Below are 13,900 nucleotides of genomic sequence, written 5' to 3' on the forward strand. Positions count from 1 at the left end.
AAAAAATTCATGTAACGTGGCATGATAGCAGAAGTGAATTCGCCTAAAACCTTATGAGATGCGATGTTTAGTGACGTTCTGCCCAATTATACCCGTATCGGTGACTATACCATTCAGCGTTGCCTGGGTCGTGGTCGTCTTGGGGTAACCTATCTGGCTCATCACGCCAATGGTGACCGTGTGGCGCTCAAAGAGTTTATGCCGCACCGCTACGCCCGTCGTGGTGAGGAAGGGCATCTTCAGCCTATTATCGGTAGTGAAACCATTCTGGCACGCTATCAGGCGGCCTTTTTGACTCAGGTCACTTATTTGCAGAACCTCCGTCATCCATCGCTGGCAACCCCACGAGAGAGCCTTCATATCGATGGTGGTTTGTTTATGGTGTTACCTCATGTTAATGGGGAGCCCTTGGCGTTACGTTTAAAAAGGCGTGGCCTGACCCCCCGTGAACTGTTGAACCTTACCTGTGACCTTGGTTCTGCCCTACGTAAACTACATACGCAAAATATTCTGCACCTGGATCTGGAACCAGAACATATTCTTATGGATTTGGATGATGGTATACCGGTTTGTATCGGGTTTTCTGGTATTGAAAAGCAGAACAGTAGTGAGGCCAACCGGGGAATATCCACACCGGTCGTGGGTTACAGTGCCTTAGAGGTAGCGTTGGGCCGTGAGCAGCACATTGGCCCCTGGAGTGATATTTATAGCCTGGGTGCGATCCTCTATGAGAGTGTGGCGGGCTTTGTTCCATGTGATGCACGGGTAAGGCAGCGCTATCAACGGGAGTATGGCTGGGATGATCCATTAATTCCGGCGAAAACATTAGGGGTAGGGGGTTATCCTGATGCGTTCTTAGAGGCGATTGATGCCGCTTTAATTTTAGAACCGGCCGCCCGTCCACAATCCGTTCAATCATGGTTGGCAGGGGTTCAAACGCTGTTTAAGCAAAAAAGCCTGGAGGATTCTCATCAAACACCACTGCTTATGGTGTTGCGGGATGGCGACCGTGCCTGGTTGCAGAAGGATCATGATGAAGCCCAGCGTGCGTACAGTGAAGCCGCCAGTCATGGTTCGGCGACTGCGCTGAATGCTCTGGGATGGATGAAGCAGGTTGGGGATCATGCCGATCCATTGATGGCGGCTGTGTGGTACCAGCGGGCCGCAACCTTGGGTGATGTCGGGGCGATGTATCAACTGGGTCACCTATTTATGGATGTGGCTGAAGCGTTGGATGAGACGCCGGATGATGTTAAGCGCTGGTTTTATCAAGCGGCTAAACGTCATCATGCCCCCTCTTGGTTTCAGTTAGGGAAGATGTACCGGCAAGGCAATGGTGTAGCTGAGGATCATAAAAAAGCTCTGCACTGTTTTCAGTTGGCAGCAGGCCAGGGTAACGCTGACGCGCAAATGTATTTGGGGTTGATGATTCGTGAAGGGCGGGCAAAAAAACTGACCCTTCAAAAAGCAGGGCCATGGTTTGAACTGGCGATGGTTCAGGATCATCCCCAAGCCCATTACCAAATGGCGCAGTTGTATGAACTTGGGCGGGGTGTGAAGAAAGATCTGCATCGGGCCTTTACGCTGTTTCAAAAGGCCGCAGAGTGGGGCTTGCCAGAGGCTAAGGTATCCTTGGGTCGTTTTCTGGCGCATGGGCTGGGGGTTGCCAGTAATTTACAGGCAGCTATGGATCTCTTGGAGCGTGAAGCTGAATTGGGGCTGGCCTCTGCAGCCTATGAGCTTGCCCTCATTTATAAAGAGGGTTTGCATGGACAGCCGGATGGCATGATGGCTGAAGCGTGGTTTTTACGGACCATTGAATTGGGTATGCCCCAAGCCCTGGATCAGTTGGGCTTGCTCTATGAGCAAGGCTTAACCATGGATGGTAAAGATCTGGCTAGAGCTTTGGCCTATTACCAGAAAGCTGCCGATGCAGGTGTGGGTGCTGGCCATTTTCATTTAGGGCGTATGTTTGAGCGTGGTAATGGGGTTGATCAAGATCTAGGGACAGCCATTGAGTGTTATGAAGCGGCGTTAGAGGCTGGAGAGAGTCGTGCCCGAACCCCTCTTAAACAGTTAGATAGCAAAGTAGAACAGATGACCAACTTTAAGGCCCATAGTCGTCGTCCACGTGCTCGGCTTAAACGGAGCTAAGGAGCCTTTATGTCAACATGCTCAGCTGTTTTAGATATTACCGAAGAGCAGTTTGATCATAACGTGGTGGAAGCCACAGGGGTGGTCTTAGTCAAGTTCTGGGCACCTTGGTGTGGTAATAGCCGTAAGATGACACCTGTCTATGAACAGGTTGCTCAACAGCTCTCTGGTGTGGTGAGCCTACGTTTGGATATTGACCATAATCCAACCATCCCTCGCCGGTATGGGGTCAGGGGTGTGCCCATATTCATGCTGTTCCGCCATGGGCAAATTGTCGATACGCGTACCGGTGTGATAGAAGAGAGTGATTTTTTAGCTTGGATCAACCGTTTGATTAATTCTTGAAGAAGGTGCTTATTTTTTAATCGTCTTGTTGTAATAAGCATCATGTTTTTATCTGTGTTAGTTTTTATTTTAGCCAAGCTTCTGTCTATAGCCTGATTATTCTAGCCTGTGTAACCATCCGTTTATTCAGTAAAATACCAGATTGTTTTAAAAGTATTCCGCTCTGCTTTGGATTGGCCTGCCCTTTGCCCTTATACCATAAGGTTATCGGCACTCCTCTTTGGTAGAGATTATGTTGGATAAAGCACTGCTGGACATCCTCTGGGTTACCATCTCAATTGGTCTGGTCTTATTGATGCAGGCAGGGTTTCTCTGTCTAGAGACCGGGTTGACCCGCTCTAAAAACAGTATCAATGTAGCGATGAAAAATCTGGTGGATTTTTCCGTCTCCATGACCGCCTTTCTGGCCCTGGGTTACCCCCTTATGTTTGGTAGCTCACTCAGTGGTTGGCTGGGTTGGGGCATGCCTTTTTCTGTGGGGTCAAATGAACCCTTTCAAATGGTCTTTTTTCTGTTCCAGGCTCTCTTCTGTTCGACAGCCGTTACCATTGTCTCTGGTGCGGTGGCTGAACGCCTGGGTTTTAGAGCCTACCTGTTTCTTTCGGCGTTAATTGCACTTTTTGTCTACCCCATATTTGGTCATTGGGCATGGAACGGCCTGGACAGTGGGCAAAGTCTGGGCTGGTTAGGTGCAGCTGGTTTTGTGGATTGGGCCGGTTCTACGGTCGTGCATGCTGTCGGTGGGTGGTTTGCTTTGGCTTTGCTGTTGGTCATTGGCCCTCGTACTGGGCGTTTTAATCCAGATGGATCGGTCAATCCCATTACCGCCTCCAATTTACCTATTACGGCCTTGGGTGCCTTAATTTTGTGGTTCGGTTGGATCGGCTTTAACGGTGGAAGCACATTAAGTTTAGATGAACGCATTGGGCCGGTGGTATTGGCAACATGTTTAGGGGCTGTTGGGGGGGGAATTGGTGGCGTGGCCTGGAGTTGGTTCCACCAAGAACATCCCAGCGTTCTTTCGGCCATTAATGGAACCTTGGCCGGTTTGGTTGCTGTTACAGCTGGTGCGCATGCCTTAAGTCCAATCGCCGCTTTACTGGCGGGGTTGGTGGCTGGACCGTTGGCCATGCTGGTTGAGCAGCTGTTAATAAAAAATCGTATTGATGATGCGGTCAGTGCCATTCCGGTTCATCTCGGGGCGGGGGTGTGGGGTACGCTCGCAGTCGCATTGCTCGGAGATCTGGACAGGCTGGGTACAGGGTTAAGCCGTATGTCTCAGCTGTGGGTTCAGTTTCAAGGGATCATGGCAGCATGTGTCGTTGCCTTTGTTATTCCCTATTTTTTACTCCGTACCATTAATCGTGTTTACCCCATGCGGGTGACCCCTGAGCAAGAGTGGCAAGGGTTGAATATTTCAGAACATGGTACCCGTACAGAACTATCGGACTTTTTAGGGGTGTTAAGGGAGCAGGCCGATACCGGGAATGTAGGGTTACGGGCGGAGGTTGATCCGTTCAGCGAGGTTGGGTTGATTGCAGACCGTTATAACCATGTCATGGATGCTCTGGAAGAGGCTGTGGTTAAGACCCGTGCTGTTTTTCATACCGCAGGGGATGCCATCTTGATCATGCATCCCAAGCATGGGCAGATTACAGCCCATAACCCAAAAGCTGAAGAGATTTTTGATCGAGCAGGAGAGGCATTTCAACACCTGACCCTGACCGACCTTGTCCCCGCACTTACCATGCAACGGGTCTGGTTGGGGCATCATGAAGAGTCAGAAGGACGGCTACCCGATGGGTCGACCTTTCCTTTGGAAATGGCGATTACCCGTGCCTCTCATGGTGAGGGTGAAATGCTCATTGGTACCTTCCGCGATATCCGTGATCGTAAAGAAGCAGAGTATGCCATTAAGGCCAGTGAAGCGCGGTTTCGTACCATCTTTAAAAGTGCGGCTTTAGGCATGGCACTTATTGACCCTGAGCAACGGGTCTTAGATGCCAACCCCGCATTGATCCGTATGTTTGAGCTTCCTCATGGCATAGAAGCCCATGGCCCCTTAAGTGAAATGGCACACCCTCAGGACCGGCAAGAGGTCAGCCAGCGGTTAAATGCCGTGATACAAGGTTACTCTCATCAAGAAAATTGTGAAGTTCGTTGTTTATGCCACGGGCGAGATCTGACCATTTGGACCCGTATGGTGATCTCTCGCATTGTGTTAGATGCGAGCCAAGGTGCCATGGTCGTGGCCATTATTGAAGATGTTACTGAGCGTCGTCGTAGTGAAGAGGCACTGCGTCTGGCGGCTACGGTTTATGAAAGTACCAATGAATCGGTGGTAATTTTCAATATGTCCGGGCGGGTGGAGCAGGTAAACCAGGCGTTTTGTAAGCTCTCTGGTTATGAGGCTCGGGAAGTTCGTGGTCTGGAGCTCAAGCATTTGCTTTCAGCACGTTATGACAAACACCTATTTAAAGAGATGGATGAAGCGTTGGCCGTGGAGGATCACTGGAGTGGTGAAGTGATGAGCCAGCGTAAACAGGGGGCTTTGGCCTCAGAGCGGCTCTCGCTCTCTCTTGTTCGGCGTCCAGATGGCAGTACCCAGAATAGTATCGCGGTTTTTACAGATCTGACAGAACAGAAAGCTCAAGAAGAGATTATTTGGCGGCAAGCCAATTTTGATCAACTCACGGGTCTACCCAATCGTCGACTTTTTCAGGATCGTCTCACTCAGGCATTAGCCCAGGCTGACCGTGCTTCAGGGCGGGTAGCGCTGTTTTTTCTGGATCTGGATCGTTTTAAACCCATTAATGATACGCTGGGCCATCAAGCAGGGGATGAGTTATTACAGAAAGCGGCAGTGCGTATTAATGATTCCGTGCGTAGTAGCGATACGGTGGCACGGTTGGGGGGGGATGAGTTCACGGTTATTTTGCCGAACATCCAAAATGGACAGGATCTTTCACGCATTGCTGAGGGCATTATTACCTCACTGACCAACACCTTCCATTTAAAGGCTGGTGAGGCCAATATTTCTACCAGTATTGGTGTGGCGGTGTATCCAGATGATGCACAAGATGATGAAGCTCTGGTTCGGGCTGCGGATGCTGCACTCTACCAAGCCAAGGATCATGGGCGTAATAACGCACAGTTTTTCACAGAATCCCTAAATGAGCAGATCACAGAACGGGCTGCGTTGGAACAAGGCTTAAAGCGGGCTTTGGGTCGGGGGGAGTTGTTCTTGGTTTACCAACCCCAAATTGAGGTTGCGACTGGACGCCTGTCAGGGGCTGAAGCATTGGTGCGTTGGCGTTTACCCAGTGGTGAGGTTATGCCACCCGATCGGTTTATTCCCATGGCCGAAGAGAGTGGTCTGATCGTGCAGGTTGGGGAGGTGGTTTTGGAGATGGCTGTTCGTCAGATCCGCCAGTGGATTGGTGACGGTTTTGAACCACCACGCATCAGTATTAACGCTTCGCCAAAACAGTTTCATGTTGAGGGGGGCGGGTTGACCTCACAGCTTATGGCCACCTGTGATGCCTACGAGTTGGCACCATCCCGAGTGGCTATTGAGATTGTGGAGAGTGGCCTTATGGTCGACCCGGAGAGTTCTGGGGCCATATTAGAGAGTTTAGCCAAGCTTGGCGTTGAGGTTGAGTTGGATGACTTTGGTACAGGTTACTCGTCACTGGCGCGGTTAAGCCGGCTTAACATTCAAGCCTTGAAGTTGGACCGTCGCTTTTTAGTTGGGATCCCTGAAGATGCCCAAAACCGTACGTTGGTCACAGCGATGGTTCAAATGGCCAGGGGTATGGGTATTCAAGTGATTGCTGAAGGGGTAGAAGATCTACAGCAGATGGCGTTTCTTAAAGATCTTGGATGTCATCGGGCTCAAGGTTTTGGTATTGCACGTCCTATGAAGGCAGAGGCTTTTAAAGCGTTTTGTCTCGCGTATAAAACGCCAACGCAACCATACAAACCCTGTAACAAAGCGATGGCAGAACCTGATCCAATCCATGTATAGCTGGGTCAAGGGTGGCAAGATCTGAAATAGCACAACGGTTGCCTTTAAACCCAAGGCATCTCTTTAAACCAAGGGGTTGGCATTATCATTAGGTGTGTAGGTGTCACCTTAAGGGGTTGGGGCCGAAGTATTGAGGGTGGCTGCTGTTATCATAGTTCATGCGTTTCCTTAGATAATCTCTAACTTACTGTGAAAGCACTGGGTAGAGGGCTACAAATCTTCTCCCTTAATGCTTTTTTCCAGTTTAGCTTTCATGCTCTTCAAGCGGCGTTCTGCCAACTCTTCACGCATTTTTTCCTCGCCCATTTCACGCATATTATTCTGAACAAAAGTTAGGTGGGTATGGGCGGCTGCTTGTGCCCCTTCTGGATCCCCTTCCAAAATAGACTCCAACATAGCACGGTGCTGATCCAGTAACCGTTGGCGATTCCCTTTACGGGTGTATAGACGCTTTCTATTAAAAAAGACCCCGCGTTTTAGTAGTGAAAATAGGCCGCGAACAATGTGCAGGAGCACCAGATTATGAGAAGCCTCAGCAATGGAGAGGTGAAAATCTGCGTCAGCTTCTGCTTCTTCTGTGGGGTCGCTAAAATTATGGGCTTTTTCCATCGCCTCAAAGCGGGCTGTCATAATGGTTTTATCCGCTTCCGTCGCGCGGATGGCGGCATAGTAGGCGGCCATTCCCTCCAGGGATTGACGAAACTCCACATAATCATGCGCCAACCGCGGTGTGGTGCTGAACAGCTGTACAAGGGGTTCGGTAAAGGTGGGCTCAATAATACGTTTGACATAGGTTCCCCCACCTTGTCGGCTTTCAAGAAAGCCCTGGGTCTCCAGTTTATGCAGTGCTTCTCTTAAGGAGGGGCGGGAGACCTCTAGCTGTTGGGCAAGATCTCTTTCAGGGGGGAGTTTTTCACCAGGCTCCAGTACGCCCTCGGTAATCAGGCTCTCCAGTTGTTCGGCGATGGTATCGCTAATTTTTGCCTGACGAATGGGTTCATAACTCATAAAAAAAGCCTCCGCGGGTGCTTGACCCGTGTCAAACAAGTTGTCCAAACAGCATGCTGTTTCAGGTGGTGAAGCCCTGAAAATGTGTAAATCTTCCACGCTCTCACATCAACTTAAAATGTGTGAAACCTAGGTTACCACAGGGTTTAGACGCTGTCGATGCGTAGCCATCTGATTTTTTGATGCTGGTAAAATGATATTACCATTGACGGTTTTGGTCAAACCAATTAACGTTGGTGGCACGCATACAGCGAATAAATATCGATTTAGCCGTAATTGATCGGTAGGAATGGTGATTCAGGGGGTTGTTGGGGTGGCGTATGGTCATAACAATGATCCAGAACCTTTCAAGTGAGGGATGATCTCATGAAGAAGTTGATGGTAATCGGTATGGCCGCCGTGATGGCCGCTTCCGTTGCGGGGCCTGTGCAGGCTAAAGGTAAAAAAGTGTTGTTGAAGGTGCCTGTGGCGCTCTCAACCAGCCTGCCCGGACTGGGAACCCCCATTAAGCGGGTGGCTGAGCAGCTTAAAGTGATCTCTGATGGTCGTGTGAAGATGAAAATCTATGAACCCGGCAAGCTGGTTGCTGCTTTTGAAATCCTGGGTGCGGTCAGCTCAGGAAAAATCAATGCGGGTTACTCTACGGCTGCCTACTGGGCTGGTAAAATTCCCGCAGCTCCTCTGTTCTCTGCCATCCCTTTTGGTCCAGAGTCTGGTGAGTACATGGCGTGGCTCTACTACGGTAACGGTCGTAAGCTCTATCAAGAGATGTACGACAAAGCTGGATATAACGTCCATGTTACACCGTGTGCCATTATCGCGCCTGAGACTTCAGGTTGGTTTGCTAAACCGATTGAAAAGCCAGAAGATTTAAAAGGTCTTCGCATGCGCTTTATGGGCCTTGGTGCCAAGGTTATGGAAAAACTGGGTGTTTCCACCTCACTGCTGCCAGGTGGTGAGATCTTCCCTGCGCTGGAAAAAGGAGCCATTGATGCGACTGAGTTCTCTCAGCCCGCCGTGGATAAGCGTCTTGGTTTTCATAAGGTTGTTAAATATAACTACTTCCCTGGATGGCACCAGCAAGCCACAGTCTTTGAACTGCTGATTAACAAAAAAACCTGGAAGAGCATGGATAAAACCCAGCAAGCTCAGGTTGAGGCCGTGTGTAAATCCTCTATGGCCGACTCCATTGCTGAAGCCGAATACAGCCAGTTTGATGCGATGAAAGAGAACGCGGCTAAAAATGGCGTAAAGATCATGCGTTGGTCCCCAGGTATGTTGGCCACCTTCCATGAAGCCTGGATGGATGTGGTCGAAGAACAGAAGAAAGATGCTTTCTTTGCCAAAGCTTGGAAAGATCTGAGTACCTTCCGTGAAGGGTACCAGCTCTGGAAGCAAAACGCCTTTCTGCCCCGTCGTTAATCTGCAAACGGCCTAGACGAACCGTGCACCATACTTGCGATGGTGCACGGACCTGGATCGCCGCACTCCCTGTCCTGGTGTGGGTGCGGCGATCTTTCCAAACGCTTGATCTGGGAGAGGCATCATGTCCCAACCTGACAAACCCTTAGAACACCCCCATGTCGCTGAAAAAGTTGATCAGCTTCGGGAGCATCCTGAAACCACCCATGTGGCCATTGCTGATAAGATGGATGCTGTGGTGATCAACATTGGCAAACTGGCTTGGTGGCTCAATGTGGTTCTGATCCTGGTGATCATCACCCAAGTGGTGCTGCGCTATGGCTTCAGTATGGGCATGGTTGTGTTCGAGGAGCTGCAATGGCACCTCTACGCTGGCGCCATGATGCTGGGGATACCCTATGCCCTGACCCAGGATGCCCACATCCGTGTAGATGTACTGCATCAACGTTTTTCCCCCAAGTGGAAACGTATTGTTGAAATTGTCGGTATTCTTCTTTTTCTACTGCCCTTTGCCATCATTGTCTTTCACCACAGCTTAGACTTTGTCTACGAAGCTTGGCGGGTGAGTGAACGGTCAGACGCACCCACTGGGTTGGGCATGCGTTGGCTTATCAAAGGGGTTATTCCTTTTAGTTTTGGACTGTTGATTATGGCAGCTGTCTCACGCTTAATTCGTGATTTCACGCTGCTTAAGCGAGGAGAAGTGTAATGGAAATCAACGATATGCTGGTGGTAGGTATGTTTGCCACCTTTGTCTTCCTGCTCTTCTCTGGTTTTCCCATCGCCTTTGTCTTGGCGGGGGTTGGTATTCTATTTGCCGGTATGGGCTATATTGCCGATATTTATTGGGATGCCACCACAGGTTTGGATTACCTGACCCTGGGTTTAACGGTGAACCGAATTTATAAAGTGATGGACAACTGGGTGTTGGTGGCCCTACCGATGTTCATATTTATGGGCTTGATGTTGGATGAGTCCGGCATTGCTGAGCGTTTGATGAAAGCCCTGCAGGAACTGTTTGGCCGGGTACGTGGTGGCTTGGCTGTTACGGTCACAGCTATTGGGGTTATTCTGGCCGCATCCACCGGAATTGTGGGTGCCTCTGTGGTGTTGTTGGGGCTGCTCTCGCTACCAGCCATGCTTAAACAGGGCTATGACAAAGGCTTGGCTTTGGGGACCGTGGCTGGTGCAGGTACGTTGGGTATTTTAATTCCCCCAAGCATTATGCTGGTCATTATGGCAGACCAATTGGCGCTGTCGGTCGGCGATCTGTTCATGGGGGCGCTGATCCCTGGTTTGATGTTGGGTGGCCTTTATATCAGTTACATCTTGATCTTCAGTTATCTAAACCCCAGTAAAGCGCCTATTCCTGATGATGCAGAACCTGTGACTTTGGCGGTGGTGTGGAATGTCTTTATCTCCATTTTACCTGCGGTTGGTTTAATCTTCGCTGTTTTGGGTTCCATTTTTGGTGGTATTGCGACCGCAACAGAAGCCAGTGGTGTCGGTGCTTTAGGGGCAACGGTGTTAGCATGGGCTAATGGCAACCTGAGCTTTAAGGTGCTTCGTGAAGTCTCCCATGCCACCTTTACAACCACGGCTTATATCTTTGCCATCTTTATCGGTGCCACAGTATTTGCCCTGGTGTTAAGAGAGTTGGGTGGGGATGAGTTAATTGAATCCACCCTCAATGGTCTACCTTTTGGACCATACGGTATTGTGGCCTTTATCCTCTTCATTGTCTTTCTGTTAGGCTTTGTTTTGGATTGGATTGAGATCACCTTGATTGTACTACCCCTGGTGGCCCCTGTTGTTGGTGGTTTGGATCTTCCGGTCGATGGGTTTGGTGTGGTGGATAATCCCCAGGTAGTATGGTTTGTTATGCTGGTGGCTTTAACACTTCAAACGTCGTTTCTCTCCCCGCCAGTTGGTTTTAGTCTCTTTTATCTCAAAGGGGTCTGCCCACCGGATGTGAAGCTGGGCCATATCTATAAAGGCGTGATACCTTTTATTCTGCTACAGATTTTGGGACTGATCATTGTGATTATGTTTCCACAACTGGTGACTTGGCTGCCGGCCATGGCCTACGGCTAAGGATAGGGGGATATGATGGGGCGGAACTATCCAAAAAAACCGAAAGAGGTCTACTTTTTTGCCACCTGTTTGGTGGAGCTTTTCTACCCCGAAGCGGGACTGTGTGGTATGCAGTTGCTGCAGCGGGAAGGGGTGAGGGTGGTCTATCCAAAAAACCAAACCTGCTGTGGGCAGCCCGCTTATAGCAATGGTCGGTTGGAAGAGGCTCGGGCCATGGCCATTCAACAATTAAGTGTTTTTCCGGAAGATTGGCCGGTGGTCCTGCCTTCAGGCTCCTGTGCTGGTATGATCCGTAAACACTACCCTGAACTGCTGGCGGGTACGCCATATGAGGTCCAGGCCCATCAGTTGGCGAACCGTACTTTTGAGCTGACCGAGTTCTTGGTGCATGTATTGAACGTTGAGCTAACAGATCAAGGTCAGCCTGTATCGGTCACATGGCATGGCTCCTGTCACAGTCAACGGGAGATGGGGGTGGTGGATGAGCCTAAGCATCTACTGAACCAACTCACGGGGGTTACCCTAAGCCCCTTGCAGCGTGAAAAAGAGTGCTGCGGCTTTGGGGGAACCTTTGCGGTGCGCCGACCTGAACTCTCTGAGGCGATGGTTGCAGATAAGGTGAAGGATGCTGAATCGACCGGAGCAACCAAGCTGGTCTCTGGGGATTGTGGATGTTTAATGAACATTGATGGGCATCTCAAACATACTCAATCTCGCGTTAGTGGGACCCATATTGCCGAATTTTTATGGGAGCGGACCCATGCAGAGTGAGCGCGTAGATTTTCCCAGTGCAGCCCAAAAGGCACTAGCTGATCAGCGCCTGCGAAGTAACCTGCGTCGGGCGATGGATGGCTTGATGGAGAAGCGGGCCGCTCAGTTTGTGGATGTCGATCGCTGGAATGCCCTGCGTGCCCGTGGTGAAAATGCCCGGCAAAGGGCTTTGAGCAAGCTGCCTGAGCTATTGGTGCAGCTAGAAGAGAAGCTTATTGCCAATGGTATACAGGTCCACTGGGCACAGACCACCGATGAGGCCAACAGTATCATCGTTGAGCTGCTTAAAGGGGCCAAAGCCAAATCTGTGGTTAAGGGTAAATCCATGGTTTCCGAGGAGATGCACCTGAATGGTGCCTTGGAGCGCGATGGTATTGAAGTGGTAGAGAGTGACCTGGGGGAGTATGTTATCCAGCTGGCCGGTGAAGGACCATCGCACATTATTATGCCCTGTATCCATAAGGAGCGGGATGAAATCGGCAAGCTGTTTCAGGAGAAAATTCCGGGTGCGCCCTATAGTGAAGAGCCTGAAGAGTTAACAGCCATGGCCCGTACGGTCTTACGGGAGAAGTTCGCCCAGGCCGATGCTGGTATCTCCGGTGTTAATATGGCTGTGGCTGAAACGGGCACTTTGGTTTTGGTTGAAAATGAGGGTAACGGCCGCATGAGCACCACGGTACCGGATATGCACATTGCGGTAACCGGTATTGATAAAGTGGTGGAAAAACTAGAGGATGTGCCGCCTCTTCTAAGTCTGTTAACGCGTTCAGCAACGGGCCAGCCCATTACCACCTACGTCAATATGATCTCCTCTCCACGTAAAGAAGGAGAGCTGGATGGTCCGCGTGAGGTTCATCTGGTGCTGTTGGATAATGGCCGCTCTGGTATTTATGAAGACCCCGAACGACGGGCTACTTTACAGTGTATCCGCTGCGGGGCGTGTATGAACCACTGTCCCGTGTATGGGCGGATCGGGGGGCACGCTTACCAAGGCGTCTACCCGGGTCCCATTGGTAAAATTCTTACACCACAGTTGCAGGGGTTGGATGAGTACCCTGATCATGCGGGTGCCTCGACCCTTTGTCAGCGATGTGCTGAGGTGTGCCCGGTGGCCATACCCATTGGTAAAATGTTGGTCAATTTGCGTGCCCAGAAAGCCAAGTGTGGTGAGGTGCCTATTCAAGGGTGTGGTGGTGGCTCTACAAGCGAAAGTGTGGGGTGGAATCTTTGGTTCTGGTTGCATGCTAGCCCTTGGCGATACCGCGTGATGGCACGTTTGGCAGCCAGCTTTCGATGGGCCATCCCCAGTTGGTTACCCGGATTACGGGTATGGAGCCGGGTTCGCGTCCCCCCTAAACCAGCACAAAAACCGCTCCATCAAAGGTTACATGAGATTGGAGTTGACCATGAGTAATGCCCGAGAAGCGATCCTTAAACGCTTGCAAGGTTCCGCAGGTCGTCATCCGGTTTTGGAGCCTTCCAATAGCATTATGGAGCAGAGCCGTACAACACCAGAGCAACGTACAGCTCGGTTTGTTGCGGCCATGGAAGCGCAACGTACTGAAGTAATCCGTACATCCCCAGATGATTGGCCGCAAGTCTTGGCCAAGTTGGTGGCCCAGGAAGGGTGGAAGCAGCTTTGGCATGGGGCAAAGATGCCTCAGTTGCCAGCTTTGCAGCAATCTGGTATGGCACCACACACTCTAATGCCGTTTGATCAGCCGGTAGAGGGTCTCAAAGATCGGCTCTTTTTGGCCGATGCTGGCTTTACCACGGTACATGGTGCTGTGGCTGATCCAGGTGGTTTGATTGTTTGGCCGACCCCTCAGGAGCCCCGAACACTCTCCTTGGTGCCACCAGTCCATGTGGCGCTGTTGTATGAGGAGACCATTCAGGACTCTTTATGGACCATGATGCAGGATGAAGGTTGGGTTGAAGAAGGATTACCCACCAATGCCTTACTGATCTCAGGTCCCTCTAAAACTGCAGATATTGAGCAAACACTTGTCCATGGGGTGCATGGGCCCAAGCGTTTGATTGTTTTGATGGTTTGTTCGCGTCATTGAAGGGAAGGGGCGT

At 50.6% G+C, this 13,900-nt stretch carries 10 protein-coding genes; 9 read left to right on the forward strand and 1 reads right to left on the reverse strand.

All coding sequences use genetic code 11. From position 1 onward, the window contains the following. Window positions 1–63 precede the first annotated feature (63 nt). The 3 genes from V5T57_RS16195 to amt all read left to right on the forward strand — a co-directional run bounded on the left by V5T57_RS16195 (window position 64) and on the right by amt (window position 6,526). Window positions 64–2,154, forward strand: a complete 2,091-nt coding sequence (locus tag V5T57_RS16195; RefSeq protein WP_332892292.1) for a protein kinase domain-containing protein — start codon at window positions 64–66, stop codon at window positions 2,152–2,154. Window positions 2,155–2,163: 9 nt separating this feature from the next. Next, window positions 2,164–2,499 carry a thioredoxin family protein gene (locus tag V5T57_RS16200; RefSeq protein WP_332892293.1) on the forward strand — a complete coding sequence of 112 codons (336 nt, stop codon included), beginning with the start codon at window positions 2,164–2,166 and terminating at the stop codon, window positions 2,497–2,499. Between the two features lie 232 nt (window positions 2,500–2,731). Next, window positions 2,732–6,526, forward strand: a complete 3,795-nt coding sequence (gene amt / locus V5T57_RS16205) for an ammonium transporter (RefSeq protein WP_332892294.1) — start codon at window positions 2,732–2,734, stop codon at window positions 6,524–6,526. 210 nt (window positions 6,527–6,736) lie between these two features. On the opposite strand, the gene V5T57_RS16210 is transcribed toward amt, so the two are convergent. After that, window positions 6,737–7,534 (reverse strand): FCD domain-containing protein, encoded by a 798-nt coding sequence (locus tag V5T57_RS16210; protein ID WP_332892295.1) that lies wholly within the window; start codon window positions 7,532–7,534, stop codon window positions 6,737–6,739. 366 nt (window positions 7,535–7,900) lie between these two features. Here V5T57_RS16210 and V5T57_RS16215 point away from each other — a divergent pair, with 366 nt between their 5' ends. The 6 genes from V5T57_RS16215 to V5T57_RS16240 all read left to right on the forward strand — a co-directional run bounded on the left by V5T57_RS16215 (window position 7,901) and on the right by V5T57_RS16240 (window position 13,887). Next, the gene (locus V5T57_RS16215; RefSeq protein WP_332892296.1) at window positions 7,901–8,956 is read left to right on the forward strand and encodes a TRAP transporter substrate-binding protein; all 1,056 of its coding nucleotides are present in this window, start codon (window positions 7,901–7,903) and stop codon (window positions 8,954–8,956) included. A 124-nt stretch (window positions 8,957–9,080) separates the two neighbouring features. Continuing rightward, window positions 9,081–9,665 carry a TRAP transporter small permease subunit gene (locus V5T57_RS16220; protein ID WP_332892297.1) on the forward strand — a complete coding sequence of 195 codons (585 nt, stop codon included), beginning with the start codon at window positions 9,081–9,083 and terminating at the stop codon, window positions 9,663–9,665. Further along, on the forward strand, window positions 9,665–11,050 hold the full coding sequence (locus V5T57_RS16225; RefSeq protein ID WP_332892298.1) for a TRAP transporter large permease: 1,386 nt from the start codon (window positions 9,665–9,667) through the stop codon (window positions 11,048–11,050). Before V5T57_RS16220 ends, V5T57_RS16225 begins: the two co-directional genes overlap by 1 nt. Before the next feature lie 15 nt (window positions 11,051–11,065). Continuing rightward, window positions 11,066–11,821: a (Fe-S)-binding protein gene (locus tag V5T57_RS16230; protein WP_442918229.1), complete on the forward strand. Its 756-nt coding sequence runs from the start codon at window positions 11,066–11,068 to the stop codon at window positions 11,819–11,821. Continuing rightward, window positions 11,811–13,235, forward strand: coding sequence for a LutB/LldF family L-lactate oxidation iron-sulfur protein (locus tag V5T57_RS16235; protein WP_332892300.1), 1,425 nt, complete (start codon window positions 11,811–11,813; stop codon window positions 13,233–13,235). Before V5T57_RS16230 ends, V5T57_RS16235 begins: the two co-directional genes overlap by 11 nt. Then, window positions 13,228–13,887, forward strand: coding sequence for a LutC/YkgG family protein (locus tag V5T57_RS16240; RefSeq protein ID WP_332892301.1), 660 nt, complete (start codon window positions 13,228–13,230; stop codon window positions 13,885–13,887). The genes V5T57_RS16235 and V5T57_RS16240 overlap by 8 nt, the downstream gene beginning before the upstream one ends. Window positions 13,888–13,900 lie beyond the last annotated feature (13 nt).

Origin of the sequence: Magnetococcus sp. PR-3, assembly GCF_036689865.1 — a bacterium.
Taxonomy (GTDB): domain Bacteria; phylum Pseudomonadota; class Magnetococcia; order Magnetococcales; family Magnetococcaceae; genus Magnetococcus.